28 protein-coding genes are annotated in these 26,322 nt (G+C 59.5%); 19 read left to right on the forward strand and 9 right to left on the reverse strand.

All coding sequences use genetic code 11. The annotated features are described in order from the left end of the window. Positions 1 to 71: 71 nt before the first annotated feature. From ACEN8R_RS15645 to ppnP, 8 genes are all read left to right on the forward strand, one after another. Entirely contained in the window at positions 72 to 1,862 is a 1,791-nt protein-coding gene (locus ACEN8R_RS15645; RefSeq protein ID WP_495624196.1) for an acyclic terpene utilization AtuA family protein, read from the forward strand. Between the two features lie 12 nt (positions 1,863 to 1,874). Beyond that, a complete protein-coding gene (locus tag ACEN8R_RS15650) occupies positions 1,875 to 2,774 on the forward strand; it encodes an SDR family oxidoreductase (protein WP_495624197.1) in 900 nt (299 codons plus the stop codon). 2 nt (positions 2,775 to 2,776) lie between these two features. Continuing rightward, the gene (gene atuC / locus ACEN8R_RS15655; RefSeq protein ID WP_495624198.1) at positions 2,777 to 4,393 is read left to right on the forward strand and encodes a geranyl-CoA carboxylase subunit beta; all 1,617 of its coding nucleotides are present in this window, start codon (positions 2,777 to 2,779) and stop codon (positions 4,391 to 4,393) included. 133 nt (positions 4,394 to 4,526) lie between these two features. Next, positions 4,527 to 5,684, forward strand: coding sequence for a citronellyl-CoA dehydrogenase (atuD, locus tag ACEN8R_RS15660; protein ID WP_258613337.1), 1,158 nt, complete (start codon positions 4,527 to 4,529; stop codon positions 5,682 to 5,684). Next, positions 5,681 to 6,478, forward strand: a complete 798-nt coding sequence (locus ACEN8R_RS15665) for an enoyl-CoA hydratase/isomerase family protein (protein ID WP_258613336.1) — start codon at positions 5,681 to 5,683, stop codon at positions 6,476 to 6,478. The genes atuD and ACEN8R_RS15665 overlap by 4 nt, the downstream gene beginning before the upstream one ends. A 53-nt stretch (positions 6,479 to 6,531) precedes the next feature. After that, positions 6,532 to 8,493: an acetyl/propionyl/methylcrotonyl-CoA carboxylase subunit alpha gene (locus tag ACEN8R_RS15670; protein WP_495624199.1), complete on the forward strand. Its 1,962-nt coding sequence runs from the start codon at positions 6,532 to 6,534 to the stop codon at positions 8,491 to 8,493. Positions 8,494 to 8,564: 71 nt separating this feature from the next. Next, positions 8,565 to 9,113, forward strand: coding sequence for an exonuclease domain-containing protein (locus tag ACEN8R_RS15675; RefSeq protein WP_019650577.1), 549 nt, complete (start codon positions 8,565 to 8,567; stop codon positions 9,111 to 9,113). Positions 9,114 to 9,187: 74 nt separating this feature from the next. Beyond that, entirely contained in the window at positions 9,188 to 9,472 is a 285-nt protein-coding gene (gene ppnP, locus ACEN8R_RS15680; RefSeq protein ID WP_018929993.1) for a pyrimidine/purine nucleoside phosphorylase, read from the forward strand. Positions 9,473 to 9,540: 68 nt separating this feature from the next. On the opposite strand, the gene ACEN8R_RS15685 is transcribed toward ppnP, so the two are convergent. Both ACEN8R_RS15685 and ACEN8R_RS15690 read right to left on the reverse strand, forming a co-directional pair. Next, positions 9,541 to 10,344, reverse strand: a complete 804-nt coding sequence (locus ACEN8R_RS15685; protein ID WP_495624200.1) for an MOSC domain-containing protein — start codon at positions 10,342 to 10,344, stop codon at positions 9,541 to 9,543. Positions 10,345 to 10,484: 140 nt separating this feature from the next. After that, positions 10,485 to 11,420, reverse strand: coding sequence for a chemotaxis protein CheV (locus tag ACEN8R_RS15690; protein WP_018929995.1), 936 nt, complete (start codon positions 11,418 to 11,420; stop codon positions 10,485 to 10,487). Positions 11,421 to 11,882: 462 nt separating this feature from the next. Between ACEN8R_RS15690 and ACEN8R_RS15695 the strand changes: the two genes are divergently transcribed. The 3 genes from ACEN8R_RS15695 (at position 11,883) to ACEN8R_RS15705 (ending at position 14,395) form a co-directional block, all read left to right on the forward strand. Next, positions 11,883 to 12,353, forward strand: coding sequence for a hypothetical protein (locus ACEN8R_RS15695; RefSeq protein ID WP_019582507.1), 471 nt, complete (start codon positions 11,883 to 11,885; stop codon positions 12,351 to 12,353). A gap of 492 nt (positions 12,354 to 12,845) precedes the next feature. Next, positions 12,846 to 13,739, forward strand: coding sequence for a sensor histidine kinase (locus tag ACEN8R_RS15700; protein ID WP_495625017.1), 894 nt, complete (start codon positions 12,846 to 12,848; stop codon positions 13,737 to 13,739). Next, positions 13,736 to 14,395, forward strand: a complete 660-nt coding sequence (locus ACEN8R_RS15705) for a response regulator (RefSeq protein ID WP_019582509.1) — start codon at positions 13,736 to 13,738, stop codon at positions 14,393 to 14,395. Before ACEN8R_RS15700 ends, ACEN8R_RS15705 begins: the two co-directional genes overlap by 4 nt. On the opposite strand, the gene yegS is transcribed toward ACEN8R_RS15705, so the two are convergent. Continuing rightward, positions 14,379 to 15,296 carry a lipid kinase YegS gene (yegS, locus tag ACEN8R_RS15710; protein WP_026286710.1) on the reverse strand — a complete coding sequence of 306 codons (918 nt, stop codon included), beginning with the start codon at positions 15,294 to 15,296 and terminating at the stop codon, positions 14,379 to 14,381. The genes ACEN8R_RS15705 and yegS overlap by 17 nt on opposite strands. 324 nt (positions 15,297 to 15,620) lie before the next feature. On the opposite strand from yegS, the gene ACEN8R_RS15715 reads away from it, so the two are divergent. After that, positions 15,621 to 15,929 carry a hypothetical protein gene (locus ACEN8R_RS15715; protein ID WP_018929999.1) on the forward strand — a complete coding sequence of 103 codons (309 nt, stop codon included), beginning with the start codon at positions 15,621 to 15,623 and terminating at the stop codon, positions 15,927 to 15,929. Between the two features lie 66 nt (positions 15,930 to 15,995). Here ACEN8R_RS15715 and ACEN8R_RS15720 read toward each other — a convergent pair whose 3' ends face one another. Both ACEN8R_RS15720 and moaB read right to left on the reverse strand, forming a co-directional pair. Beyond that, positions 15,996 to 17,222, reverse strand: a complete 1,227-nt coding sequence (locus ACEN8R_RS15720) for a molybdopterin molybdotransferase MoeA (protein ID WP_495624201.1) — start codon at positions 17,220 to 17,222, stop codon at positions 15,996 to 15,998. Beyond that, positions 17,206 to 17,745 carry a molybdenum cofactor biosynthesis protein B gene (gene moaB / locus ACEN8R_RS15725; RefSeq protein ID WP_007940044.1) on the reverse strand — a complete coding sequence of 180 codons (540 nt, stop codon included), beginning with the start codon at positions 17,743 to 17,745 and terminating at the stop codon, positions 17,206 to 17,208. Before moaB ends, ACEN8R_RS15720 begins: the two co-directional genes overlap by 17 nt. A gap of 81 nt (positions 17,746 to 17,826) precedes the next feature. Here moaB and mobA point away from each other — a divergent pair, with 81 nt between their 5' ends. Together mobA and ACEN8R_RS15735 are read left to right on the forward strand one after the other, a co-directional pair. Beyond that, positions 17,827 to 18,429, forward strand: a complete 603-nt coding sequence (mobA, locus tag ACEN8R_RS15730; protein WP_018930001.1) for a molybdenum cofactor guanylyltransferase MobA — start codon at positions 17,827 to 17,829, stop codon at positions 18,427 to 18,429. 76 nt (positions 18,430 to 18,505) lie between these two features. Further along, positions 18,506 to 18,727: a YgdI/YgdR family lipoprotein gene (locus tag ACEN8R_RS15735; RefSeq protein ID WP_258613333.1), complete on the forward strand. Its 222-nt coding sequence runs from the start codon at positions 18,506 to 18,508 to the stop codon at positions 18,725 to 18,727. Positions 18,728 to 18,811: 84 nt separating this feature from the next. Here ACEN8R_RS15735 and ACEN8R_RS15740 read toward each other — a convergent pair whose 3' ends face one another. The 3 genes from ACEN8R_RS15740 to ACEN8R_RS15750 all read right to left on the reverse strand — a co-directional run bounded on the left by ACEN8R_RS15740 (position 18,812) and on the right by ACEN8R_RS15750 (position 20,498). Further along, on the reverse strand, positions 18,812 to 19,702 hold the full coding sequence (locus ACEN8R_RS15740) for a pseudouridine synthase (protein WP_258613332.1): 891 nt from the start codon (positions 19,700 to 19,702) through the stop codon (positions 18,812 to 18,814). Positions 19,703 to 19,774: 72 nt separating this feature from the next. Then, a complete protein-coding gene (locus tag ACEN8R_RS15745; protein WP_495624202.1) occupies positions 19,775 to 20,095 on the reverse strand; it encodes a transcriptional regulator in 321 nt (106 codons plus the stop codon). Between the two features lie 160 nt (positions 20,096 to 20,255). Then, complete coding sequence (locus tag ACEN8R_RS15750) at positions 20,256 to 20,498, reverse strand: glutaredoxin family protein (protein ID WP_019582515.1); 243 nt, start codon at positions 20,496 to 20,498, stop codon at positions 20,256 to 20,258. 199 nt (positions 20,499 to 20,697) lie between these two features. Here ACEN8R_RS15750 and ACEN8R_RS15755 point away from each other — a divergent pair, with 199 nt between their 5' ends. Further along, the gene (locus ACEN8R_RS15755) at positions 20,698 to 22,410 is read left to right on the forward strand and encodes a cation:proton antiporter (protein WP_018930004.1); all 1,713 of its coding nucleotides are present in this window, start codon (positions 20,698 to 20,700) and stop codon (positions 22,408 to 22,410) included. Between the two features lies 1 nt (position 22,411). Here ACEN8R_RS15755 and ACEN8R_RS15760 read toward each other — a convergent pair whose 3' ends face one another. Next, positions 22,412 to 23,620 carry an ammonium transporter gene (locus ACEN8R_RS15760; RefSeq protein WP_495624203.1) on the reverse strand — a complete coding sequence of 403 codons (1,209 nt, stop codon included), beginning with the start codon at positions 23,618 to 23,620 and terminating at the stop codon, positions 22,412 to 22,414. Positions 23,621 to 23,925: 305 nt separating this feature from the next. Here ACEN8R_RS15760 and ACEN8R_RS15765 point away from each other — a divergent pair, with 305 nt between their 5' ends. From ACEN8R_RS15765 to ACEN8R_RS15780, 4 genes are all read left to right on the forward strand, one after another. Further along, positions 23,926 to 24,240, forward strand: coding sequence for an ElaB/YgaM/YqjD family protein (locus ACEN8R_RS15765; protein ID WP_018930006.1), 315 nt, complete (start codon positions 23,926 to 23,928; stop codon positions 24,238 to 24,240). A gap of 1 nt (position 24,241) precedes the next feature. Continuing rightward, positions 24,242 to 24,631, forward strand: a complete 390-nt coding sequence (locus ACEN8R_RS15770; protein ID WP_018930007.1) for a phage holin family protein — start codon at positions 24,242 to 24,244, stop codon at positions 24,629 to 24,631. Further along, complete coding sequence (locus tag ACEN8R_RS15775) at positions 24,628 to 24,969, forward strand: hypothetical protein (protein WP_019020946.1); 342 nt, start codon at positions 24,628 to 24,630, stop codon at positions 24,967 to 24,969. The genes ACEN8R_RS15770 and ACEN8R_RS15775 overlap by 4 nt, the downstream gene beginning before the upstream one ends. Before the next feature lie 124 nt (positions 24,970 to 25,093). Beyond that, positions 25,094 to 26,257 (forward strand): EAL domain-containing protein, encoded by a 1,164-nt coding sequence (locus ACEN8R_RS15780; RefSeq protein WP_018930009.1) that lies wholly within the window; start codon positions 25,094 to 25,096, stop codon positions 26,255 to 26,257. Positions 26,258 to 26,322 lie beyond the last annotated feature (65 nt).

Genomic DNA, 26,322 nt, shown 5'->3' on the forward strand with positions numbered 1-26,322 from the left:
GGCGTTTACAAACCAAGCGCTTGCTTGGTAGTCTCGAAGCACTTCTGTCGCAGGTGGCTATGGAGTTGACTGTGCCTAAAACAATTCGCATCGGTTGTGCCAGTGCATTCTGGGGCGACACCTCGACCGCCGCCGCACAGTTGGTGGAGGGCGGGCGACTGGACTATCTGGTGTTCGATTATCTGGCCGAAATAACAATGTCGATCATGGCCGGGGCGCGGATGAAAGACCCCGCCACCGGCTACGCCAGCGACTTCATCGAAGTCCTCAGTCCCCTCCTCGAGCAGCTCGCAAAACAACAGATCCGGGTGATCAGCAATGCCGGCGGAGTTAATCCACAGGCCTGCGCCGTTGCCCTGCAAACGGCCTGCGACAAGGCCGGGGTGGCGCTGAAAATCGCCGTGCTGTCGGGTGACGACCTGCAACCGCAGTTCAAACACCTGAGCAGCCTGGGTATCCATGAGATGTTCAGTGGCGCGCCTCTGCCGCCGATGTGCGTGTCGACCAACGCCTACCTCGGCGCACCGGGCATCGTCGAAGCCCTGCGCCTGGGCGCCGACGTTGTGATCACCGGGCGCGTGGTCGACAGCGCCGTGGTCAGCGCCGCGTTGGTGCATGAGTTTGGCTGGTCGTGGCACGACTACGACAAACTCGCCCAGGCCGCATTGGCCGGGCATCTGATCGAATGCGGCGCCCAGTGCACCGGCGGCAATTTCACCGATTGGCATGACGTGCCCGACTACGAACACATCGGCTTTCCGATCGTCGAAGTCGGTGCCGACAGCCAGTTCATCGTCAGCAAACCCGACGGCTCCGGCGGTCTGGTCACACCGCTGACGGTTGGCGAGCAGATGCTCTATGAGATCGGCGACCCACAGGCCTATTTGCTGCCCGATGTAGTGTGCGATTTCAGCCAGGTCAAACTCGTGCAACAAGGCAAAAACGCGGTTCAGGTGCATGGCACGAAAGGCTTGCCGCCGACCGCTCAGTACAAGGTCAGCGCAACGTACCCGGACGGTTTCCGCTGCACCGCCAGTTGCCTGATCGCCGGGATCGATGCCGTGGCCAAGGCCCGACGGGTCAGCCAGGCGATCATCAACAAGACCTCGGAAATGTTTAACCAGCGCGGCTGGGCGCCCTACAGCGAGGTGAACATCGAACTGCTGGGCAGCGAAGCCACTTACGGCCCCCACGGCCAGCGCCAGGACAGCCGCGAAGTGGTGATCAAACTCGCCGTGCGCCATCCGAGCAAGCAGGCCTTGATTCTGTTCTCCCGGGAAATCGCTCAGGCTGCCACCGGTATGGCGCCTGGGCTGACGGGAATCGTCGGCGGGCGGCCGACGGTGTATCCGTTGATCCGGCTGTTTTCGTTCCTGATTGACAAAACCGCCTGCACCTTGGAGATCGACCTTGCCGGTGAGCGCCATCCGTGTGCCCTGCCAGCCCTCGATGCGCTCGACCCAGCTGACTTGCCGCTGCCGTTCGACCCACCCAAAACCACAGAGCGTGCCGACGCCAGCGTGGCCTTGATCAAACTCGCCGTGGCGCGCTCCGGCGACAAGGGTAACCACAGCAACATCGGCGTCATGGCCCGCCACCCCGACTACCTGCCGTGGATCGCCGAAGCACTGACACCCGAGGTGATGGTCGACTGGATGAGTCATGTCCTCGACCCGATTCACGGACGCGTCGAACGCTGGTATTTACCCGGCACTCAGAGCTTTAATTTTCTTCTGGAAAACGCACTCGGCGGCGGTGGCGTGGCCAGCCTGCGGATCGATCCGCAGGGCAAGGCGTTCGCCCAACAACTGTTGGAAATCCAGATTCCGGTGCCCCAGCGCATCGCCGATCAGTTCAATTAGAGGACTGTCGCCATGGCCTATGACTCGATTTTCAAACCCGACCTGTTCGCCGGCCAAACCATCATCGTCACCGGAGGCGGTAGCGGCATCGGTCGTTGCACCGCCCATGAGCTCGCGGCCCTCGGCGCGCAAGTGCTGCTGGTGGGACGCAATGCCGACAAATTGAAAAAGGTCAGCGCCGAAATCACCGAAGACGGCGGTAAAGCCAGTTGGCAGGTCTGCGATATCCGCAACGAAGACGCCGTCACGCAACGGGTCAGCGAGCTGATCCGCGAACACGGGCCGATTCATGGGTTGGTCAATAATGCCGGCGGGCAGTACCCGTCGCCGCTGGCGTCGATCAATCAGAAAGGTTTCGAAACCATCCTGCGCACCAATCTGGTGGGCGGTTTTCTGATGGCCCGGGAGGTGTTCAATCAGTCCATGAGCAAGCACGGCGGTGCCATCGTCAACATGCTCGCCGACATGTGGGGCGGCATGCCCGGCATGGGCCACTCAGGCGCGGCGCGCTCGGGCATGGACAACTTTACCAAGACCGCCGCGTTCGAATGGGGCTACGCCGGCGTGCGAGTCAACGCCGTCGCGCCGGGCTGGGTCGCGTCCAGCGGCATGGACACCTACGAAGGCGCGTTCCGGGCGGTGATTCCGACACTGTGCGAACACGTGCCGCTCAAGCGCATCGGCACCGAATCGGAAATCAGCGCGGCGATTGTGTTCCTGCTCAGCCCGGCAGCGGCGTTTGTCAGCGGCAGCACGTTGCGCATCGACGGTGCCGCCAGCCTCGGCGGGCGGGCCTGGCCAATGCACAAGGCGCAGAACAGTCACTCGTACAACGGCTTTCACCGCGCCTATTTACCTGAAGTACTCAGGCCGGACGCCTCCAAACCAGACGAACCGAAGGACAAGGAATAACCATGCCGGTCATCCAGTCCCAGATAGACCCGTTCAGCGAACCATTCGCCCGCAACCGTGCGGCCATGCTGGCCGGCATCGAGCAGGTCCGCCAGCTCGAACAGAACCTGTTGAATAAAGCCGCAGAAGCCAAACCGAGGTTCGACAAGCGCGGGCAATTGCTGCCCCGGGAGCGGCTGAACCTGCTGCTTGATCCCGGCGCGCCATTCCTCGAGCTGGCGAGCCTGGCCGGCTACAAGCTGCACGACGACAAGGACGGCAGCGCGGCCGGCGGCGGTTTGATCGCCGGGATCGGTTACGTATCCGGCGTGCGGGTGCTGGTGGTGGCGAACAACAGCGCGATCAAGGGCGGCACCATTTCCCCCAGCGGCCTGAAAAAGTCCCTGCGTCTGCAGCAGATCGCCATGGAAAACAAATTGCCGGTGATCACCCTCGCCGAGAGCGGAGGCGCCAACCTCAACTATGCGGCGGAAATTTTCGTCGAAGGCGCGCGCAGCTTTGCCAATCAGGCGCGGATGTCGGCGATGGGCTTGCCGCAGATCACCGTGGTCCACGGCTCGGCCACGGCGGGCGGTGCTTACCAGCCAGGGTTGTCGGATTACGTGGTGGTGGTGCGCGGCAAGGCCAAGCTGTTTCTCGCCGGCCCCCCGCTGCTCAAGGCAGCCACCGGTGAAGTCGCCACCGACGAAGAACTGGGCGGTGCAGAGATGCATGCACGAACCGCCGGCACCGCCGAATACCTGGCCGAGAACGATGCCGATGGCGTGCGCCAGGTGCGCGAGATTGTCAGTCTGTTGCCGTGGAACGATCAGTTGCCTTGGTTACCGGAACGTCGGTGGGAAGAACCGCTCTACCCCATCGACGAACTGCTGGGGCTGATCCCGGATGACCCGAAAAAAACTTACGACGTGCGTGAAATCATCGCGCGGGTTGCCGACGCTTCGAACTTCCTCGAATTCAAAAGCGAGTTCGATCAGCAGACGGTATGCGGGCATTTGCAGATCCAGGGTCGAGCCTGCGGTTTCATCGGCAACAACGGCCCGATCACCCCCAAAGGCGCGAGCAAGGCCGCGCAGTTCATTCAACTCTGCGACCAGAGCCAGACGCCGCTGCTGTTTTTCCACAACACCACCGGCTTCATGGTCGGCACCGAGTCGGAACAGCAAGGCGTGATCAAGCACGGCGCGAAAATGATTCAAGCGGTGGCCAATGCCCGGGTGCCTAAACTGACAATCGTCGTCGGCGGTTCCTACGGTGCCGGCAATTACGCGATGTGCGGCCGCGGTCTCGACCCGCGCTTCATCTTCGCCTGGCCCAACAGCCGCACCGCGGTGATGGGCGGCGCCCAGGCCGGCAAAGTGCTGCGGATCGTCACCGAAGCCAAACAACTCAAGGACGGATTGGTGCCCGACCCCAAAATGCTCGACATGCTGGAACAGGTCACCGCGCAGAAACTCGACAGCCAGTCCACCGCGCTATATGGCAGCGCCAACCTGTGGGATGACGGGCTGATCGATCCACGGGATACCCGCACGTTGCTTGGATACTTGCTGGACATCTGCCATGAGGCCGAGGTTCGGGCGCTGCAACCCAACAGCTTTGGTGTCGCACGTTTTTGATTGATCGTTCCCACGCTCTGCGTGGGAATGCAGCCCGGGACGCTCCGCGTCCCAAAAGCGGACGCGGAGCGTCCATAGAGGCGTTCCTTTGCTGCGCATGGGAACGATCGGGTTCGACAGGAGAACAATAAAAATGATCTTCACCCAGGAACACGAAGCACTGCGCCGCACCGTCCGCCAGTTCGTCGATCACGAAATCAATCCTCATGTCGAGGAGTGGGAGAAGGCCGGGCGCTTTCCGATCCATGAGATCTTCCGCAAGGCCGGCGACCTCGGTTTGCTGGGGATTTCCAAACCGGAAAAATTCGGCGGCATGGGCCTCGACTACAGCTATTCGATTGTGGCGGCCGAAGAGTTCGGCACCATTCATTGCGGCGGCATTCCGATGTCCATCGGCGTGCAGACCGACATGTGCACCCCGGCCCTGGCGCGTTTCGGCTCCGATGAACTGCGCGAAGAATTCCTGCGGCCGGCGATCACCGGCGAGCAGGTCGGCTGCATCGGTGTTTCCGAAGTCGGCGCGGGCTCCGACGTCGCCGGGCTGAAAACCACCGCCCGCAAGGACGGCGACGACTACGTGATCAACGGCAGCAAGATGTGGATCACCAACTCGCCGAGCGCCGATTTCATCTGCCTGCTGGCCAACACCTCGGACGACAAACCGCACATCAACAAGTCGCTGATCATGGTGCCGATGAGCAGCCCCGGGATCAGCCTCAGCTCGCACCTGGACAAGCTCGGCATGCGCAGCTCGGAAACCGCCCAGGTGTTTTTCGATAACGTGCGCGTGCCGCAACGCAACCGCATCGGCCACGAAGGCGCGGGGTTCATGATGCAGATGCTGCAATTCCAGGAAGAACGGCTGTTCGGCGCGGCGAACATGATCAAAGGCCTGGAGTACTGCGTCGACAGCACCATCGAGTACTGCAAGGAGCGCAAAACCTTCGGCAACGCGCTGATCGACAACCAGGTCATCCACTTTCGCCTGGCCGAACTGCAAACCGAAATCGAATGCCTGCGGGCGCTGGTCTACCAGGCCACCGAGCAATACATCAAAGGCCAGGACGTCACCCGTCTGGCCTCCATGGCCAAACTCAAGGCCGGGCGACTGGGCCGGGAAGTCAGCGACAGTTGCCTGCAATACTGGGGCGGCATGGGCTTCATGTGGGACAACCCGGTGGCCAGGGCTTACCGCGATGTGCGGCTGGTATCGATTGGCGGCGGTGCCGACGAAATCATGCTGGGGATCATCTGCAAACTCATGGGCATCCTGCCGGGGAAAAACAAATGAGCACCCTCCCCACCTGTCAAACACTGCTGCTCGGCCTGCATGACAGCGTGCTGCACATCACCCTCAATCGTCCCGAAAGCCGTAATGCCATGAGCTTGCAGATGGTCGCCGAACTGCGCGCGGTGCTGGCGGCGGTTCGCGATGATCGGCAGATTCGTGCGCTGGTGATCGGCGGTGCCGGCGGGCATTTTTGTGCCGGTGCCGACATCAAGGACATGGCCAACGCCCGCGCTCAAGGCCAGCCCGCCTACCGCGATTTGAACCGTGCGTTCGGTGCGCTACTGCAAGAGGTGCAACACGCGCCGCAAGTGGTGATTACGGTGCTGCAAGGTGCGGTGCTTGGCGGCGGCTTCGGCCTGGCCTGCGTCAGCGACATCGCGATGGCCGATCATCAGGCGCAGTTCGGCCTGCCGGAAACCAGCCTCGGCCTGTTGCCGGCGCAGATCGCGCCTTACGTGGTGCAACGCATCGGCCTGACCCAGGCCCGCCGACTGGCCCTGACCGCCGCACGCTTCGATGGTACCCAGGCGCGGCGCATGGGGCTGGTGCATTTTGTCGAACATGACCCACAAGCCTTGGCCGAACGCCTCGATGAGGTGCTGGCCCATGTGCTGTGTTGCGCACCGGGGGCGAATGCGGCGACCAAAAAGCTGTTGCTGGCGAGTGCCGGACAACCCTCGGATGACCTGCTGGATCAGGCAGCCGAGTGGTTCAGCGAAGCAGTGACCGGGGCTGAAGGGATCGAGGGGACGATGGCTTTTGTGCAGAAGCGCAAACCAGGGTGGTCCGTTTAAGAGCTTCGCGAGCAAGCCCTTACATTCACCGCAAAAAACCAAGGGAATAACCGATGCCCGCCCTCAAAAAAATCCTGATCGCCAACCGCGGTGAAATCGCCTGCCGTATCCAGCGCACCGCGCAAGAGCTGGGCTACCGCACCGTCGCCGTATTCAGCGACGCCGACGCCGATGCGCTGCACGTGCAGATGGCCGACGAAGCCGTGAACATCGGCCCGGCCCCGGTGCAGCAGTCTTATCTGAACATCCCGGCCATCATCGACGCCGCCCGGCGCACCGGTGCCGATGCAATTCATCCCGGTTACGGCTTCCTCTCGGAAAACTCAGGCTTCGCCCTCGCCTGCCAACAAGCCGGCATCATCTTCATCGGTCCCAGCTCCGAAGCCATCGAGCTGATGGGCAGTAAACGGCTGTCGAAACTGGCCATGATCAAAGCCGGCGTGCCCTGCATCAAAGGCTATCAGGGCAGCGAACAGGACGACGCTACCCTGCGCCGCGAAGCCGAACGCATCGGCTATCCGCTGATGATCAAGGCCAGTGCCGGCGGTGGCGGTCGCGGCATGCGCCTGGTGCACAGCGCCGCCGAATTGCCGGAACAGCTCCGTAGCGCACGCTCCGAAGCGCTGCACGGGTTTGGCAGCGACGAATTGATCCTCGAACAAGCCTTGATCGATCCGCGTCACGTTGAAATTCAGGTGTTCGGCGACCAGCACGGCAACCTGATCCACCTCGGCGAGCGCGACTGTTCGATCCAGCGCCGCCACCAGAAAATCATTGAAGAAGCGCCCTGCCCGGCGATGACCACTGAGTTGCGCCAGGCCATGGGCGAGGCGGCGCTCAAGGCGGGTCGTGCGGTGAGTTATGTGGGGGCGGGTACCGTGGAATTCCTGCTGGATGCTCACGAGGGGTTTTACTTCCTGGAGATGAATACCCGGTTGCAAGTGGAACATCCGGTGACTGAACTGATCACCGGCCTCGATCTGGTGGCCTGGCAATTACACATCGCCGAAGGGCAACCGCTGCCGCTACGACAGGAACAGGTGCAGCTCAACGGGCATGCCATGGAAGTGCGCCTGTACGCCGAAGATCCGGCCCAGGGATTTCTGCCGCAAACCGGTCGAATCGTGGCCTGGGAGCCAGCGATCCAGGGCAGCGTACGGATCGACCATGGCCTGATCGAAGGCCAGTCTGTCAGCCCGTTCTATGACCCGCTGCTGGGCAAGCTCATCGCCCACGGTGCCACCCGTGAAGAAGCCCGACGCAAGTTGCTGCGGGCGATACAGGACAATGTGCTGCTGGGCGTGCAGAGCAATCAGCGCTTGCTCGCCAATCTGCTGGAACACCCCCAGTTCATCAGTGGCGAGTTCAGCACCGGGTTCATCCCCACGAACTTCGCCGACCATCCCTGCCTGCACCCTCATGCGCCGAGCGCCGACGAGCTGGCCATCGCCGCGGTGCTTTATTATCAAGCATCTGCGCGGGCTCACCCCGCCCCGCTGGCCGGTTGGCGCAACAATGCCAGCGTGCCTCTGTACTATCGAATCGGCCTGGAGGATCAGGAATGGCCGGTTGAACTGCACGCTGAACCTGGCGAACCCTACCGTGTTCAGATCGGTGCCCGGCCCCTCGAACTGAAGGTCATCCAGTGCGACGGACGCTGGGTCACCCTGCAAATCGACGGCATCCGCCAACGCCATGCCTACCGCCTCGAAGCCGGGCAACTCTGGTTGTTCACGCGCCCCGGCAGCCTGCGACTGGTCGATCGGACCCGGGCGCTGGTCAGCGGCCAGGCCAGTGTCAGCTCCGGCACGCTCAAGGCGCCGATGGACGGGGCGATCGTCGACGTATTGGTCAGTGAGGGCAGCCCGGTCAGCAAAGGACAGCTGCTGGTGGTGCTTGAAGCGATGAAAATGGAGCATCCACTCAAATCGGGTATCGACGGCGTGCTCAAGCGCTTGCAGGTCAGGGTTGGCGACCAGGTAAAAAATCGTCAGATTCTGTTGGAGGTCGAATAAGCCGCTAGGCGGATCCGCCGGGTTTGGCTACGCTCAAGCCCTATCAGGATGCGGATACCAGGAAACCTGCAATGCCTCACTGGCTGGTCATTGATCTGGAAGCCACCACCGATGAGGGCGGCTGGCCAGTAACAGAAATGGAAATCATCGAAATCGGCGCCACCCTCGTGGACCGAAAAGGCCGGGAACTGGATCACTTCCAGTGCTTCGTGCGCCCGTTGCGTCGGCCCCTGTTGACCCCGTTTTGCCGCGAATTGACCCACATCACCCAGGCCAATGTCGATGCTGCCCAGCCCCTGAGCGACGTCTGGGCTTCGTTCGAACACTGGCTCGACCAACATCTCTCGAATCTGGAAGGCTGGGCCAGTTGGGGTGACTACGACCGCAAACAGCTGCTTCAGGAATGGCAGCGGCTGCAACTCGACAGCGCCCTGAACCGGGTGCCGCACATGAATCTCAAGCAACGTTTCGCCAAGGCCTGTCGACTGGAGCGCCCGCTGGGGCTTAATGGCGCCCTGCAACTGGCGGGCCTGCAGTTCAACGGTCAGCAGCATCGGGCGCTGGAGGATGCGCGCAATACCGCGCGCCTGTTACCGCTGATTTTCCCCGCCAATCCTTGAGTGCAGGAGGTGACGCCTATCGACACCTTGTGCATACTGGCCGGCCCTTTTTAGCCCTTTTCGAGGAATCGCCCATGTTTAAAGTCAACGAGTACTTCGACGGCACCGTCAAGTCGATCGCCTTTGGCACCGCTGAAGGTCCGGCGACCATCGGCGTCATGGCACCGGGCGAATACGAATTCGGCACCAGCCAGCGTGAAATCATGCACGTGGTGTCCGGCGCCCTGACCGTCAAACTGCCTGACAGCAGCGACTGGCAAACCTTCGCCGCCGGCAGCCAGTTCAACGTGCCCGCCAACAGCAAGTTCCAGCTGAAAGTGGCCGTCGACACCGCTTACCTGTGCGAATACCGCGGCTAACCCCCTAGGGTTTCACAGCGAAAAAAAATGCCCGTGTCCAAGAACACGGGCATTTTTTTTCAGGGCTGCTATTCGAGGATCGTCACCGGCATGCCGACTTCGAGCCGACCGTTACCGTCATTGACCAGGTTCTGCCCGAACATCGCGCCGTCCTCTTGAGCCCGATATTGCTGCAAGGTCGCCAGAGGCTCGCGGTCGTCGCTACGTTCGCCGGTCTGCGGGTCGATGGTGGTCAGAATGCAACGTGAGCAGGACTTGACCACGCGGAACTCGACATCGCCAATGCGGATGCGCTTCCAGCCATCTTCGGCGAACGCCTCGCTGCCCTCGATCACCAGATTGGGCCGAAAGCGCAGCATCTCCAGCGGTCGCCCGACCCGTTGCGACAAGTCTTCCAGCGACGCCTGGCCAATCAGCAACAACGGAAAACCGTCGGCAAAAGCCACCTGATCGTCGTCCTTGCCGTAGCCGGCCTGGGTGGTCCGCGCACGATCGAGCGGCACATGCACCAGACGCGTCGGCTTGCCGATGAACTCACTGACCCAGGCAGCCGCAGCAATGCCGGCATCGGGCACGCGCAAGGTGTCGCGCCAGATGGTCACGCCACGCAGCTCTGCATCGCTGGCGGGCAAGGCGATATCGATCGGTGAATGGCCTTGGGCACTGAGGGTCAAGCCACCGCTTGCGTTCCACAACGCCGACAGCTGACTCATTTTCGCCTCCGCGCGCTGGGTCAGAAAACGCCCGCTGACCTCGTCGACCAGCATCCAGCGCCGGTCGCCGTCCAGCCCCAGTTTGTCCAGGCTGACCTGATTCAAGGTCTCGCCCTTGCCGGATTTCAACGGAAAACGATAAAGCGCGCTCAGATGCATGGCCACAGCTCCCTGGTGGGCAAAAACGCCACCCTATACGAGCTTGATCGCTGAATCAAAGACCCTGTGGCGAGGGGGCTTGCCCCCGTTGGGCTGCACAGCAGCCCCAAACCCTGCCACCGCGTTTTTCCAGATTGTTATCAGGCCGGCACTTCGTCGAGCATCAGGCGCTGACGCACCACGTCGACGAGTTTGTCGGGCTGGAATTTGGAGAGGAAGTTGTCGCAGCCGACCTTCTTGACCATCGAGTCATTGAAGCTACCCGACAGCGAGGTGTGCAGGACCACATAAAGGCCGCGCAAACGGGGGTCGTTGCGTATCTCGGTGGTCAGGCGATAGCCGTCCATCTCCGGCATTTCCGCATCGGTGAAGATCATCAACAGCTTGTCAGTCATGTTCACACCGGTATCAGCCCAGGCCTTGAGCATGTTCAGCGCCTTCAAGCCATCACTGGCAATATGCATTTTCACGCCCAACTGACCCAAGGTGTCGCGCAATTGCGACAGAGCCACGTTCGAGTCATCCACCAGCAGCACTTCACGGCCACGGGCGCGCTCCAGAACCGGATCGTCGAGTTTGTCGCGAGAGACCTTGGCGTTGTACGGCACGATTTCGGCCAGGACTTTTTCGACGTCGATGATTTCCACCAGCTGATCGTCGACCTTGCTGATGGCGGTCAGGTAATGCTGGCGACCGGCGCTGGTCGGCGGCGGCAGAATGGCTTCCCAGTTCATATTGACGATGCGGTCCACGCCACCGACCAGAAATGCCTGCACCGAGCGGTTGTACTCGGTGACGATGATCGTACTGGTGGGGCTTGGCACCAGCGGACGCATGCCGATGGCTTGGGACAGGTCGATCACCGGCAGCGTCTGGCCACGCAGGTTGACCACGCCACAAACAAAAGGGTGGCGCTGCGGCATCAGGGTCAGCTTCGGCAGCTGCAGCACTTCCTGGACCTTGAAGACGTTGATCGCGAACAATTGCCGTCCGGCCAGCCGGAACATGAGAATTTCCAGGCGATTCTCACCCACCAGTTGCGTGCGTTGGTCTACCGTGTCGAGAATGCCGGCCATTAATGACTCCTGGGCTTGTTCTGATGAATTCACTAAAGAGAGTTATCGGCAGTTTTTGCCGAATCTTGACCCCCGGACAAAATGCCATGCCCAAGCATTGATGTCACATTAACATCATGCTTTACTGACCCCGTGAATTCATCTGCTTCATCCCTTGCGGCGCGACCTTGGTTTGCACGTTAGGTTCCCCTGTGTAAGGGATTCCCCTAGGCACAATCAGGCCCAACCTGATATTCGCAATATCCAATAGCCATTAATGTGACGCCATTCTCATTGCATGAACGGAGTCAGGCTTTTGTGTGCGATCGCAGGTCAGTGGCCATCCACTCGTTCGAGTTCCCCAGTCGGTGCCCAAGCCTGCCAGAGCGCGATCTCACCAAGGCATGGCAGCGCCGGGACACGTAAGGTTCTCGTCGACACACACGACATTCCCTCATCTGACATGACGTTGTGGAGATAAGCATGGCGAACAACCCTAAAGAGTGGGCCCAGCGGATTCCGGAGTTTCTCGTCGAGGCTGAAACACTCCTGGCCAAGTCCGAGGAGTGCCTGAGTCATTTGCAGTTGATCAGCAATGACAAGGACGCCATCGATTGCATGCTCAGCACCCTTCTCAAGCTGGCAAGCAAGGCCGATGCCTTGGCACTGGCAACGGTTTCGGAATTCTCGCTGCACATTCATGGATTGCTGAGCCACGCCCAGAATCACATGGACCTGCATGATCAGGCCCTGGATGCGCTCAAGGATTGCTTCACGTTAATGGCCTGGCAACTCGAACTCATCGACCAGACCACCGGTCAACTCGGCCTCGATGACAGTGAACAGACGTCCCTGATCGAAGCGTTTGCATTTCAAGTGGGACAAAGTCAGTTTCAGCCGCCCAGCCACTCCAAGCAGTTCAGGCTCGTTTCGTTCTCTGAACGGCAGGCTTAAATTCACCAACCCCGTGTTGCGCATTTTTTATTGTAATGATGCCGCCCTGTAACTTGAGTGTGCGCATACCGCAATTGAATATTTCATACCCGTCGATGGCAGCTCGAAACAAATAGATACCCCCGCCCCGACTTCAGATAGTGCCTGCCAATAGAAACTAAACGCCTGGCACACTCGATATCTTTCGAAGATAAAAATCAAAAAGTTTTTCCATTATGGAACTATCGTCCAAAAACGTTATTTCCTGAAGGTGCCTACCTATGTGCCGAACGCGACCAACGGTATCTTAAGTGGTATTATGCCGCCCATTCGTTGACGTCAATTAATGACAGAGTGCCCCTTGGCGCGAACAAGCTCATAACATTGAAGGCTTTATTTCGAGCATTGCACTGCCATCATTAAAGGCGACTCATACAACCTATTTTCAAACAGAGACCCGTCAGCCCTTATGACCGGTCTGCCCGCAGCGAACATCCATTGGCTCCATCCGCTATGTACGCCAGCCTCAAGTCAATCGCCCAGTGGCCACCCTCCCGAAAAAGCGCGCGCCGGTTCACGCTTTTCGTGTGCACCTGCTCGACGCTTGGCAGCCTGTTGGTCTACAGCTTGTCGATGCCTCTGCCGGTGAGTCTGCTGATGCTCAATACTGCGGCGCTGGCCTGCGTCTGGGTGGGGCATCGCCTCTCGCTCAAATCGATAAAGTTTCAGCCTCAAGAATTGGCCGACCGTCTGCTGGAAGTTCAGGAAAATGAACGTCACCGGCTCAGTCGGGAACTGCATGATGATATTGGCCAATTGCTGACCGCCGCAAAACTTCAGAGTGAATGGCTCAAACGTCGATTGCCTGAAGAACTGCAGGGTCAATGTTCGGTCCTCTGCGATACGCTGGACGAAACCCTGACCAAAGTTCGTGATGTATCAGCCATCCTGAACCCACGACAGTTGACCAGTCTCGGGCTGGAAGCCAGTCTGCGTGCACATTTACTCAGAACCCTGGCCAATACGTCTGTGAACTGGAGCCTGGAATGCCATCAACGTTTGACTGGCATACCGGAAGAAATGGCGGTGGCGGCCTTTCGCATCACTCAAGAAGCGGTTACCAATATGCTGCGCCATGCCGAAGCCAGGAATCTGTTGGTCCGCCTGCAACGTCTGCCCCAAGGCCTGACGTTGTTAATCAGTGACGATGGCCTGGGGTTCGAGCCAGCGGCAGACCCTGCTCGCGAGGGGCAACGCGGAATGGCCGGAATGTCGGAACGGATCGATCAGTTGGGCGGCACGCTGACCGTGACCAGCGAGCCGGGCAAAGGCACTCAAATCGAAGCACTCTTCCCCTGGGCGCCCCGTGCGCTGGAACGGGCCAGTACGAATAAGGTTATGCGTTGACTTGTAACTTACTTCTGGTGGACGACCACTCGCTTATCAGGGCTGGCGTGCGCGCTCTGGTGCTGGATATTCCCGGCTATGCGGTCATTGGGGAGGCCAGTGACGGCTCGCAGTTACTCGAGATGGTCGAGCAACTGTCCCCGGACATCATCCTGCTGGATATCTCCATGAGGAAAACCGGTGGCCTTGAAGCCTTGCAGCGACTCAAACGAGTACGTCCGCAGTGCAAAGTGCTCATCCTGTCGATGCACACCGACCCGGCGCTCATCATGCAAGCACTCGAATCCGGGGCTCATGGCTACCTGCTCAAAGACACCACGGCCACCGAGCTCGAACATGCCCTGGATGCCTTGCGCAATAACGAACGCTACCTGAGCCCGGCCATTGCCCACACCGTCATCAACCAGGCGCTGACCCGAACCCAGAAAAATCAGGCACCAACCCAGGACTCGCACAACCTGACGGCACGCCAGCTGGAAATCCTGCGATTGATTGTTCGCGGAAAATCCACCCGGGAAATTGCCAATGGCTTGGGCCTGAGCATCAAGACTGTCGAAACCCACCGCTCGCAGATCATGAAACGCTTGCAGATATACGATGTGGCCGGCCTGGTGTTGTTCGCCGTGCGCGAGCAAATCATCAGTCTGGACGATTAGCCGGATTCGAGCCGCTCAGCAGCGGCGAGCCCTCGGGCAAATGCACCCGCAATGCCGCCGGCCGTGCCGAAAACCGCAGGCTATCGCCCTCCAGAGGCTCACCATCAAGGTTGATATAAAGGCCCTCCGATACTTTGATCTCGACCCACGGCAAGCGGGCTCGCACAAACATGTTGTCGATTCCGAAGCCATCGGTCAGCAGGTCTTTCAAGGTACCGACCACTTCCTGGGGCGCGGGCAAAATGCTGATATCCAGCAGACCATCGTCAGCCAGCGCCTGCGGGCACAACATATGACCACCGCCAGCCTGTCGGCCATTGCCGATGCCTAATGCCAACAACTCACCGGCCCAGTGAAAATCCGGCCCCTGCAACTCGCCATAGGCCGCATGCAACTCACTGAAGCGCGATAAACCGGTGAAGAGATAAGCCGCGCCGCCAAGAATTTTTTTCAGTTCCTCGGAAGTATTGGCCGTGACCTGACTGCCAAAGCCGCCCGTGGCCATGTTCAGAAAAACCTGCCCACCCACCTCCCCCAGATCAATGGCATGCGGGGCGGCCTCCAAAAGCTCCAGCGCTTGAGCGGGCTCCAGGGGCACACCCGCGGCGCGTGCAAAATCGTTGGCGGTGCCCAAGGGCAAAAGCACCAGGCTGGCCTGAGTCGAATGCGCCGCCATGGCTTCGGCGATATCACGCAAGGTGCCATCGCCGCCGCCGGCAATCAGCTGCGTATAGCCCGCCGTCAACGCTTCCCCCACCAGCCGCTGCGCATCACCAGCCTCCCAGGTCAGTCGAACAGCCAGTTCCCAGCCTTGTTGGCGCTTGCCTTCGACAGCTGAACGGACCTGCTCATTGAGTGCCTGCTTGCCATGCAGAATCAACAGCGCCTTGCGCTCGTTCATTTTGATCACCCCCCTTTCCGAATCCGTATGGGAGATGTTGACCTCGCAGCCCCTCATAAAAGTCGCAAGGATTTCAATTATTTCCTGGGGAAGGACACTTGAGTCCTACAGAGCGGTATTTTTTCTTACAAAACCTGAGGAATCGGCTCAATTGACCCATCAGGGCAATTGGTACACCGTTGTGTCAGCGGTTATCAGTCATCACCAGTAAATTACACAGGGATGTGCAAACAATGAATGGAACCCCTTTAAGGTCCTCAAAAATCGTAAGTAATAACCCTATCGGCCACCTGAATGGTTTTAACGCAAGGAGCCAATTATTCCATGCAAAGCCATGACCTCAGACTACCGGTAACTCCGGTTACACCGTTCTCAGACAATCACGTCAATCAGCAGGCTGAATTCAAAAGCAGCGCAAAGCCCACCGGAGAAGTTGATATGGAACCTCGCGTCACTGAACTGGAGACACATCTCAAGTACATCCGCAGAGACCTGGATGAAGTCCGCGGCGACGTCAAATCCATCAAGCACAGGCTTGCCTATTCAGCTGGCGGAACAGCTGTGGTCCTGGGGCTTTTGAGCTGGATCTCCAACAGTCGCTTCGACCAGGTCGTGACACTTCTGGCAAATTAAGGAACGGTCATGCACGCAAGCCCCAACGCTTTCGACCGGGCTTGCGTGGCAGAACCAGGACCTGCATCAGCCCAGGACTTCACTCAACGGGATGAAGCTCACACTATCACCCTCGATCAGTGTACGGTCCTCCAGCACTTCAACCAGACCGTCCCCCCAGGCGGCACTGCGCAGTACGCCAGAGCTCTGATTCCTGTAGATGATTGCCCGGCCATTCTCCAGACGTCCGCGCAAGTACTCACGTCGGTTACCAGCCTTTGGCCAGACAAACCCTGCCGGTACCTGAAACTTCAGGGGTTCGATCTCTTTTACGCCTTGGCGGCGCAAGAGGTAGGGCCTTGCCAACAAAGCAAAAGTCACCAGGGTTGACGCCGGATTGCCGGGCAAACCAATGACAGGCACACCGCGAAAATGCCCGAACGTCAGCGGCTTGCCTGGCTTGATGGCAAGCTTCCACAGGGTCAACTCGCCCTCTTCCCGCAAGGCAATGCCCAGAAAGTCGGCTTCTCCCACCGATACGCCACCGGTGGAGAGAATCAGGTCGACATCCTTCAACTCGCCGAGACGGGCACGAGTGGTCGCTAAATCATCGGGAAGAATGCCAGCATCGATCACCTCACAGCCCAAGCGCTGCAACCAGCTGCAAAGCAACACTCGATTGCTGTTGTAGATCTGTCCCGGCCCAAGGGCCTGGCCCGGCTCAATCAGCTCATCCCCGGTAGACAAAACCGCAACACGAACCTTGCGAACCACATCCAATTCAGCGCATCCCAACGATGCCGCCAGCCCCTGTTCGATGGGCCCCAGGCGTGTACCGGCGGGCAAGATCAACTCACCGGCGGTGGTTTCCTGGCCTTGTGGACGGATGTTCTGCCCCGGCGTCATGGTCTCGGTGAAACGTACCCGCTCATCCGCCTGAACCTCGGCGTTCTCCTGCATCTCGACACAGTCAGCACCCGCGGGCACAGGCGCGCCGGTGAAGATCCGCGCACAGGTCCCAGGCTTCAAGGGCTCCGGAGCCTGACCTGCAAAAATCTTCTGGCTGACCGGCAACGGTTCTCCCGTCCAGTCGGCGACGCGCAAGGCATACCCATCCATGGCACTGTTGGGCCAAGGCGGCAGATCAAGTGTCGAAACCAGATCAGCAGCCAGTACACGCCCCTGAACCTGCGCCAACGGCAAGCGTTGGTGCTCATGAATTCTCGAGGCGTCGGCCATTTCCAGTAGCCGCGCGAGCGCTACCTCGACAGCCATCAGGCTGCCAGTCTTGCCTGGCTTACCCGCGGGATTCACAGGGTGCCGCCTGTTTCAGATGAGTCACGAAATTGCACGGACGGTGCCGGGAATCCAGTTGTTCGGCGAGAATACCGTCCCAACCGGTGCGCACCGCATTGGTCGAACCCGGCAAGCAGCAAACCAGCGTGCCATTGGCCAGACCGGCCAAGGCCCGGGACTGAACCGTGGAAGTACCGATATCCGCCACCGATATCTGCCGGAACAGTTCACCAAAACCATCGACCTGCTTATCCAGCAGGCAACTCACCGCTTCAGGCGTGCTGTCACGACCGGTAAACCCGGTACCGCCAGTGATCAGCACCACTTGCACGACTTCATCGGCAATCCAGTTGGCCACTTGCGCACGAATTTTGTAGAGATCATCTTTGAGCAATACACGGGCCGCCAGGTTATGACCGGCAGCGCTCAAGCGGTCGACGAAGACCTGGCCTGAGGTGTCGGTTTCCAGGGTACGGGTATCGCTGACAGTCAGCACCGCGATGTTGAGCGGTGCGAAAGGTACATCAGCCTTGGCTTTCATAGGCTCGTCCAGTTGTAGGAGAAACAGCCCGGTGTTATATCACAGCGCCTCATTTTTTCGCCGCCCCCATGGAGAAGTGCAATGACCTCGGATACACCTTTGGCGCCGTGCTCCATTTTGCTCCTGGCGGGTGGGCGTGGCCAACGCATGGGCGGTCAGGACAAGGGTTTGCTGGAATGGCACGGCGAGCCACTGATCGCGCATCTGCACCGCAAGACCCGTCTGCTGAGTGATGATTTGATCATCTCCTGCAACAGAAACCTGGAGAAATATGCGCCTTATGCGGATCAGCTGGTCCATGACGATGAAGGCGACTTTCCGGGACCATTGGCGGGTATTCGCGCAGGCCTGAAGGCCGCCCGCCACACGCACCTGCTGGTATTGCCCTGCGATGTGCCATGCATCGATGCGGCGCTGCTCCAGAACATGCGTGAAACGGCCGCGCAGCATCCGGACAAACCGCTGATGCTACGCCATGGAGAACACTGGGAACCTTTGCTGTGCATGATTCCCGTCGCTCTTTCAGGGGCTTTCGAGACGGCCTGGAACGAAGGCGAGCGCAGCCCGGGCAGACTGATGCGCACATTGGGCGCCATGGCCCTGCAGTGCCCCGACAACGACCCTCGCCTGGCCAACCTCAATACGCCGGAACTGTTAAGCACGCATCACACTGTGTCAGACTGACGCTCGAAGGAACTTGCACGCGCTGCATACGTCTCAAGCTCAGTATTCAAAAGATTTTCCATTCGGAGACACACCCATGACCCAACGGACCCTCGCCACTTTCATGCTCGCACTGGGCCTTGCGACACTCGCCGGTTGTGCATCGCCTTCAGTGATCACCTTGAATGACGGTCGAGAAATCCAGGCCGTCGACGCGCCTAAGTACGATCAAGAATCGGGCTTTTACGAGTTCGAACAGCTGGATGGCAAGCACACCCGCATCAACAAGGATCAGATTCGTACCGTTAAAGAGTTGTAATCTTTGCGGCGACCATCGGATACAGAAAAGCCCGCTTTTAAAGCGGGCTTTTTCGTGGCAGAAGAAAAACAGGATCGCCTATGATCACCACTCCAGAGTGATTGTGCTTTCGAACTCTCTTTCGTGCCCCGTAACCGGATCGACAAATCGCAACCCCTGGGCCAGCAGCTTCAAGGGATTGGCATAGTCGTCTTCAACATCCTTGAGCACCTGCGGATAGAACGGGTCATTGCAGATACCAGCCCCCAGGGCCGCCATGTGCACTCGCAACTGATGTTTCTTGCCCGTTACCGGGTAAAGCGCATAGCGCCAGAACTCACCGTTTTTTTCCCGGACCTCGACAGCCGTCTCGGTATTGCTGACGCCCGGACCTTCCTGCATGCGAAAGAACGGTTCGCCATCGATGAGTCGACTTTTATGAACCATCGGGAAGGTCAGTTCAGGCAATGCCCGGGCGATTGCTTCGTAGCGTTTTTCGATCTGGCGTGTAGGAAACAATGACTGATACGCCGACCGACTCTGAGGATTGGCTGAGAACAGCACCAGCCCTGCCGTATGCCGGTCAATACGATGCAAAGGCACCAGATGCGGGTTATCCAGTCGCCGGATCAGTCGTCGCAGCAATGTCTGCTCCACATACTCCCCAGCCGGCGTCACCGGCAGGAAGTGCGGCTTGTCCGCCACCACCAGATGCTCGTCGGCATAGAGGATCGACTCCACCACAGGGATCGGTTTTTCGTCCGGCACCTCGCGAAAATAATGAATTCGCAGACCTTCCTTGTAAGGCAGATCCAGAGCGATCGGCATACCTTGCCCATCGAGGACTCGACCGCGAGCAATTCTGTCCAGCCATTGCTCACGACCGATGGCGCTGAAGTGTTCACACAGGCAATCGAATACGGTCTGCCACGGACCAGGCGGCAGATAGAGCGTGCTGGCCTGGTTGTGCGCAGCAGAAAACGATGAAGTGGACATACGAAAAACTCTAACCCTCAATGCAGGGCAGCATTATCCAACAGTGGCCGGAACGAACCTAGAAGAGAATCCTCAGGCCGGTATTGACTGCGTTCGAGCGGCCGCTTCGGTGAACTCCTTGAGCCAGCGCAGCACATCGACCGCTTCCCAGCGACCCGGATCATAGAGCGCATAAAACAACCCCTGATAGCCCACGACATCGAGCTGCCGGTGATAACCCGCACGCTGGAACAAGGCTTCGATTTCGGCGAAACAGGTATTGAAATGCAGTTTGTTGAAAGGCGTTTTTCCTTCCGTGACCAGACCATCCAGACGCAACTCGAGAACCGCCTCGCGCACCACGTCCACCGACATCCGGTTCACGCTGTTCTTCAATTGTTCGACATTGACCACATTTCATCCCTCTGACGTCCGGGATCATCTGCCCAAACCCGAACAGGGAGAAGCATGGCAGGCAATCCGAATAACTGTATGCACATACAGTAACCGAATAACCAACCTTTCGCCAACGAATGAAACGAGGATCGCGACAGGTGGGGCATCGCCAGCAGTGTCAGGACTCGCGCAGGAACGCCACCACCTGCTCGGCACTAAACGGCCAGCCCAGTTCAGCGCCGGTATCGACCCGACGCAACACCGGAATACGCAGGCTGTAGGCTTCGAACCAGGTTTCATCATCAGCGATATCCACCAGCTCCACCAACAGACCACGCTCGACAAACTCCATCAGCATGGCTTCGGCGACTTCACAAAGATGGCAACCAACGGTGCCGAACAGCTGACATTCAGGAGGCATGACGACAAGACCAAACGAAGTAAGCGCTCATTCTAGGCCCGCCATCAAACGCAGTCGAGCCGACGTCCGAGCAACGGTGACTTCAAGAGATTTCAGCAAAACTCTGACGCAAATCATTTGCGTCGCCGGTCATTTGCGCAATGCTCGCGTCTTTTTTGCCTCTACGCTTGAGTAGCCAGCACCCTCACCGGAGTTTTTTGTGTTTGCCAACTTGTTGATCATCCTCGCCTCCTCCCTGGTGGTGATTGCACTGTTCCAGCGCCTGCGTTTGCCACCGGTGCTGGGCTACTTGTGCGTAGGGCTGATGATCGGGCCGACAGCGTTCAACTGGGTGAATGAAAACGAAGATTTGCCCGATCTGGCCGAATTGGGCGTGGTGTTCCTGCTGTTCTCCCTGGGGCTTGAGTTTTCCCTGTCGAAGATGCTCGCACTGCGCCAGGTGGTGTTTGGCCTGGGCAGCCTGCAAGTGCTGGGGTCCGGGATCTTGCTGGGAGCTTTGCTGATGCTGTTCGGCATGCCGATCACGCCAGCCCTGTTACTCGGCGCCGGTCTGGCGCTGTCGTCTACCGCCATTGTCAGCAAGGAGTTGAGCAGCCTCGGCGAAATATTCAGCCGTCACGGCCAGAATGCCATCGCCGTGCTGTTGTTCCAGGACGTGGTTGCGGTGTTGCTGCTGACGCTTGTGCCGGTGTTCGCCGGCAGCAGTGACCAGGCCTGGTATTGGGCGCTGCCGCTGACGCTGGCCAAGACCCTGGTGCTGTTCGTCGGTTTGCTGCTGGTCAGTCGCTGGTTTCTGCCACGGCTGTTCCATGAAGTCGCCGCGGCCCGGTCCGCGGAGCTGTTCGTGCTGTTGGCACTGGTGATTGTTCTGCTGACGGCCTGGCTGACTCACCTGCTCGGCCTCTCTCCTGCCCTGGGCGCCTTTCTCGCCGGCATGCTGCTGGGGGAAAGCCATTACCGACATCAGATCGAGGCCGATATCCGTCCGTTCCGCGATATTCTGCTCGGAGTATTCTTCGTCAGTATCGGCATGCTGATCGACTTGCGCCTGTTTGCCAGCCACGGCCTGCTGATTCTCGGTCTGACGTTGGGGTTGCTGCTGATCAAGGGCACCCTGGTCGCACTGCTGGTCAAATGGCGCGGCAGCGATGGCGAAACTGCATGGCGCAGCGGCCTGGCATTGGCCCAGGGGGGTGAGTTCTGTTTTGCCCTGATGGCGCAGATGCAACAGAACAAACTGATGCCCGCCGACCTCGGCGGCCTGCTGCTGGCGGCCACGTTCTGCTCGATGCTGGTAACGCCTTTACTTCTGCGTGCCGCTCCCCGCATCGCCATGCGTCTGCACCGCAAACCCAACAAAGCAGCCGAACTCGAAGAAATCAGCGCGCTCAATGCCGGCCTGCACAATCACGTGGTGATCTGCGGCTACGGCCGCGTCGGTCAATCCATCGGGCGTTTCCTGCGTCATGTTCAGCAACCATACATCGCGTTGGACACCGATCCGGTGCGGGTCCAGGAAGCTGTGGTCAATGAAAGCAGTGTGCACTATGGCGACTCACGCCGCGGCGAGCTGCTGATCGCGATAGGGCTGGAGCGCGCAAGACTGTTGGTGGTTGCCGTGGACAAGACGGACATCGCCCTGCTGATTCTCAAGGAAGCACGGCGGTTCAACCCGACCGTGCCGATCCTGGTGCGCACCCGGGATGACAGCCAGTTGGCCGAGTTGAAGGCGGCCGGTGCCAGCGAAGTCGTACCCGAGTTGCTGGAGTCCAGCCTGATGCTCGCCTCCCACGCTCTGATCATGCTGGGCATACCCGGCCAGCAGGTGCAGGACCGGGTCGACCAGGTACGGCATGACCGCTATCGCCTGCTGCACGATTTTTACCCTGGTGCCGACGATGAGGAACGCTGATTCAGTCCTGGCTCATGGCGCCGATCTTGTGCACCGACAAATCCGCGCCGTAATACTCTTCTTCCTGGCTCAGGCGCAAGCCATGGACGGCCTTGATCGCGCCATACACGGCAAAACCACCGGCCAGCGCCACGACTACCCCCAAAGAGGTGCCGATCAACTGGCTGATCAGGCTCACGCCCCCCAATCCACCCAAAGTGGTTTGCCCGAAAACGCCGCAAGCGATCCCGCCCCAGACACCACACAGCCCATGCAAAGGCCAGACACCCAGCACATCGTCGATACGCCATTTGCCTTGAGCCGCGGTAAAGCACCAGACAAACAGGCTCCCGGCGATGGCGCCGGTCACCAATGCGCCCACCGGGTGCATCAGATCCGAGCCGGCGCAGATCGCCACCAATCCAGCCAACGGGCCGTTATGCAGGAAGCCCGGGTCATTGCGCCCGACGATCAACGCCGCCACCGTGCCGCCGACCATGGCCATCAACGAATTCACCGCCACCAGCCCGCTGACCCCTTGCAGAGTCTGGGCGCTCATCACGTTGAAACCGAACCAGCCGACGATCAGGATCCACGACCCCAACGCCAGGAAGGGAATGCTCGACGGCGCGAATGCCACCAGTCGCCCGTCGCGATAACGACCTTGCCTCGGCCCAAGCAGCAACACCGCCGCGAGTGCCAGCCAGCCGCCCATGGCGTGAACCACCACGGAGCCGGCGAAGTCATGGAAACTGGCGCCGAAACGTGCCAGCAACCAGGCTTGCAGGCCGAAGTTGCCGTTCCAGACCACGCCCTCGAAGAAGGGGTAGATAAACGCCACGATCAGCGCCGTCGCGCACAACTGCGGGACGAACCGGGCGCGCTCGGCGATGCCTCCGGAAATGATCGCCGGTATCGCCGCGGCAAAGGTCAGCAGAAAGAAAAACTTCACCAACCCATAGCCATGGTCGGCGGTGATCACCGCCGCCGGTTGCATAAAACTGACCCCATAGGAAATCCAATAGCCTATAAAGAAGTAGGCTAGGGTCGAAATGGCGAAGTCACTGAGGATCTTCGACAAGGCGTTGACCTGATTCTTTTGGCGAACTGTGCCGACCTCAAGAAAGGCGAAACCGGCGTGCATGGCCAGAACCATGACCGCACCGATAAGGATGAACAACGTGTTGGAGCTATGGACCAGACTGTCCACAGCACTTTGCAGATTTTCCATGGATTGGCAGACCTGAAGGCTGAAAAAAGCACCAAAGCAGTTCGCGCAGATGGTCGACGCACCAAGTTGCAGCCAATCCAGACCGCAACGCTGATCCGGATGAACCGCTTTGGCGCACAAGACCGCCGCCTCTGCGCGAGTTTTGATTGTTTGAGTTAGGGTTTTCCTGAAATCATGCCCGGCAACAGCGCAATAGCGCCGGCTGACGCACCACGACGTAGCAAAAGATGTACCAGTCATTTGTACTGAACCTTCGCGCAAGGCTCATACTCGAACGCTTCAGAAGCCACTTACGGAGATCACCAATGGCACGCATCAAGGCAAAGACTGCTCAAGAAATTCTGATGGAAGATTTTCAGACACTGGTCAGCGATACCGAACGGTTGCTGGAACACACCGCCTCCCTGGCCGGTGATCAGGCCGATGAGCTGCGCGAACAGATCCGCGACAGCCTGCTGCGTGCCCGGGAAACCCTGAGGCTGACCGAAGACGCCCTGCAAGAGCGCGGCAAAGCGGCTGTCGCCGCCACGGAAGATTACGTCCAGGCCAACCCATGGCAATCGGTCGGGATTGCAGCCGGCGTGGGTTTCCTGATTGGTCTGCTGGCCACTCGGCGCTGATATGGCGATCGATGAATCCGGCTCGTCCGCGACGGGCACCCGCTCTTCATCGCGGCGCCTGGGTGCCGCGTTTCTTGGATTGCTGCATAGCCATGTCGAACTGTTCGGCATCGAACTGCAGGAGCAAAAAGCACGTACCGTAAGCCTGTTGCTGTTTGCAGGCCTGACGCTGGTCTTTGCCTTGTTGTTGCTGGTGGGGTTGTCGACGCTGGTGTTGATCCTGTTCTGGGACACCTATCGCCTGGCGGCGATCATCGGGCTCTGTGTGTTCTACACCCTCGCTACGTTGTTCTGCGCGATGCGCTTGAGGGCGGCGATTTTCGATGAATCCTCACCCTTCCATGGCACCCTCGAGGAGCTGGCCAATGATCGGGAGCGTCTGTTGCCATGAGCATGCCTGAACTTCCCCGCAATAGTTCGCGAACGGAAATGCGCAAGGCACTGATCCGTCTGCGCATGGAAATGCATCGCCAGGAAATTCGCCACGAATCCCAACAACTGCTGCAGCCCCTGCAACGGGTGCGCGGCATGACACAAAGCCTGCAAGACGGCTTCGGCATCAAACACGCCCCGCTCTGGGGCATCGCCGCCGTGATCGGGTTGGGTTTTCTGACCGGCAAGGGTGCCAAGGGCGGCGGTATCGGCAGCCTGACCAAGCTGGTTAGCCTGGGCGCCGCACTAGGGCCGCTGATCAAGCTGGTCATGCAGAGCGCTTCGCGCAAACACTAATCAGTCTTGTCTGGCTGCATTCTTGCAATACCACCAGGATCAACCTCTTTATCGAGAGGTTGATCCTGCGTGCCTACCTGGGACCAGGTATTTATCCAGAACAACACCTTAATAAGGAGGCCTCGTGATCGACGGGCAACCGCTCGCCTGTTTTCAGCCATTCATCGATACCGCCACAGGCCGTATCGCGGGTGTCGAAGCGCTGGGCCGACTGCGCCAGGCCGATGGTCAACTGATCTCGGTAGGTGCGCTGTTCGCCGATCCGCGAACCCCGGCTATCGCCCTGCGACGTCTCGATCGCCAGATTCGCGACAACGCCCTGAGCCGTCTGCATGAAGCGCCCACGGACTGGTTTCTCAGCCTGAACATCTCACCCCGCTGGATTAGCCGCTTGCGCCGGGACCAGGCACTGCCGAGCCTCAAGCAACTGAGCAGGCATGGTGTCGATGCACAGCGAATCGTCTTCGAGATCACCGAATTGGGCGGCGACAGCCAGCGTCTGGCTGAAGTCGTGGCCCGCTACCGGCAAGCCGGGGCGCGGATCGCCATCGATGATTTCGGTGCCGGTTACTCTCAACTCGATCGCGTGCTGGCCCTGCAACCGGACATTCTCAAACTCGACATGCGACTGTTCCAGGCCGCCGCGTTGGGCGGTCCCAGCAGCGATGTGGTCAAGGCACTGGCGCAAATGGCGGAAAAAACCGGTTGCTGGATCATCGCCGAAGGCGTGGAAACCGAAGCTCAACTGAATTTTGCCCTGGAGTGCGGCTCACGCTACGTACAAGGCTTTCTGTTCGCCCGAGCGCAAGCGGATTTCTTCGCCACCGACGCCTTTGTCGAGCGCTTCGCGCAACTGCGCCAGCGTTACGTTCAGCAAAAGCTGACTGAACGCGCTCGCCTGATGATCATGCGCCAGCAACTCAGCGAACTGATGACCATCCTGCAAGCCTGGGCTCAAGCCTGCGCCCCCCTCAGCGCCTTGCCGCAACTGCAGGCGTTTCCCTGGCTGCTGCGTTTTTATCAGTGCGACCGCCACGGCACGCAACTGACCCCCAACCTGGAATGGCGCAACAACGGCTGGGAAGCCGATAGCCGCTACCTGGGCCATAACTGGTCATGGCGCCCCTATTTCTATCACTTGCTGGCCGAGGGTTGGGATGAGCGCCGTCTGACGCTTTCCAACACTTACCGCGACGCCACCAGCAATCAGTACTGCCTCACTGCGGGGCAGTTTTTCGATAACGGCGAACGGCTACTGCTCATCGATATCGACGCTGCGGGGTTGTAGTTCTCCTTGCAGGTACCGGCGCGAAACGGGAAGCTAGGGGTTCAGTCACCTGACGGAGAAACCAG

This window comes from Pseudomonas sp. Pseusp15 (assembly GCF_059492165.1).

Coding starts and splice junctions, on each gene's coding strand:
- ACEN8R_RS15650 (WP_495624197.1), top strand. CDS start 1,875: ATGGCCTATGACTCGATTTTCAAACCCGACCTGTTCGCCGGCCAAACC.
- atuC (WP_495624198.1), top strand. CDS start 2,777: ATGCCGGTCATCCAGTCCCAGATAGACCCGTTCAGCGAACCATTCGCC.
- atuD (WP_258613337.1), top strand. CDS start 4,527: ATGATCTTCACCCAGGAACACGAAGCACTGCGCCGCACCGTCCGCCAG.
- ACEN8R_RS15665 (WP_258613336.1), top strand. CDS start 5,681: ATGAGCACCCTCCCCACCTGTCAAACACTGCTGCTCGGCCTGCATGAC.
- ACEN8R_RS15670 (WP_495624199.1), top strand. CDS start 6,532: ATGCCCGCCCTCAAAAAAATCCTGATCGCCAACCGCGGTGAAATCGCC.
- ACEN8R_RS15675 (WP_019650577.1), top strand. CDS start 8,565: ATGCCTCACTGGCTGGTCATTGATCTGGAAGCCACCACCGATGAGGGC.
- ppnP (WP_018929993.1), top strand. CDS start 9,188: ATGTTTAAAGTCAACGAGTACTTCGACGGCACCGTCAAGTCGATCGCC.
- ACEN8R_RS15685 (WP_495624200.1), bottom strand. CDS start 10,344: ATGCATCTGAGCGCGCTTTATCGTTTTCCGTTGAAATCCGGCAAGGGC.
- ACEN8R_RS15690 (WP_018929995.1), bottom strand. CDS start 11,420: ATGGCCGGCATTCTCGACACGGTAGACCAACGCACGCAACTGGTGGGT.
- ACEN8R_RS15695 (WP_019582507.1), top strand. CDS start 11,883: ATGGCGAACAACCCTAAAGAGTGGGCCCAGCGGATTCCGGAGTTTCTC.
- ACEN8R_RS15700 (WP_495625017.1), top strand. CDS start 12,846: ATGTACGCCAGCCTCAAGTCAATCGCCCAGTGGCCACCCTCCCGAAAA.
- yegS (WP_026286710.1), bottom strand. CDS start 15,296: ATGAACGAGCGCAAGGCGCTGTTGATTCTGCATGGCAAGCAGGCACTC.
- ACEN8R_RS15715 (WP_018929999.1), top strand. CDS start 15,621: ATGCAAAGCCATGACCTCAGACTACCGGTAACTCCGGTTACACCGTTC.
- moaB (WP_007940044.1), bottom strand. CDS start 17,745: ATGAAAGCCAAGGCTGATGTACCTTTCGCACCGCTCAACATCGCGGTG.
- mobA (WP_018930001.1), top strand. CDS start 17,827: ATGACCTCGGATACACCTTTGGCGCCGTGCTCCATTTTGCTCCTGGCG.
- ACEN8R_RS15735 (WP_258613333.1), top strand. CDS start 18,506: ATGACCCAACGGACCCTCGCCACTTTCATGCTCGCACTGGGCCTTGCG.
- ACEN8R_RS15740 (WP_258613332.1), bottom strand. CDS start 19,702: ATGTCCACTTCATCGTTTTCTGCTGCGCACAACCAGGCCAGCACGCTC.
- ACEN8R_RS15750 (WP_019582515.1), bottom strand. CDS start 20,498: ATGCCTCCTGAATGTCAGCTGTTCGGCACCGTTGGTTGCCATCTTTGT.
- ACEN8R_RS15760 (WP_495624203.1), bottom strand. CDS start 23,620: ATGGAAAATCTGCAAAGTGCTGTGGACAGTCTGGTCCATAGCTCCAAC.
- ACEN8R_RS15765 (WP_018930006.1), top strand. CDS start 23,926: ATGGCACGCATCAAGGCAAAGACTGCTCAAGAAATTCTGATGGAAGAT.
- ACEN8R_RS15770 (WP_018930007.1), top strand. CDS start 24,242: ATGGCGATCGATGAATCCGGCTCGTCCGCGACGGGCACCCGCTCTTCA.
- ACEN8R_RS15775 (WP_019020946.1), top strand. CDS start 24,628: ATGAGCATGCCTGAACTTCCCCGCAATAGTTCGCGAACGGAAATGCGC.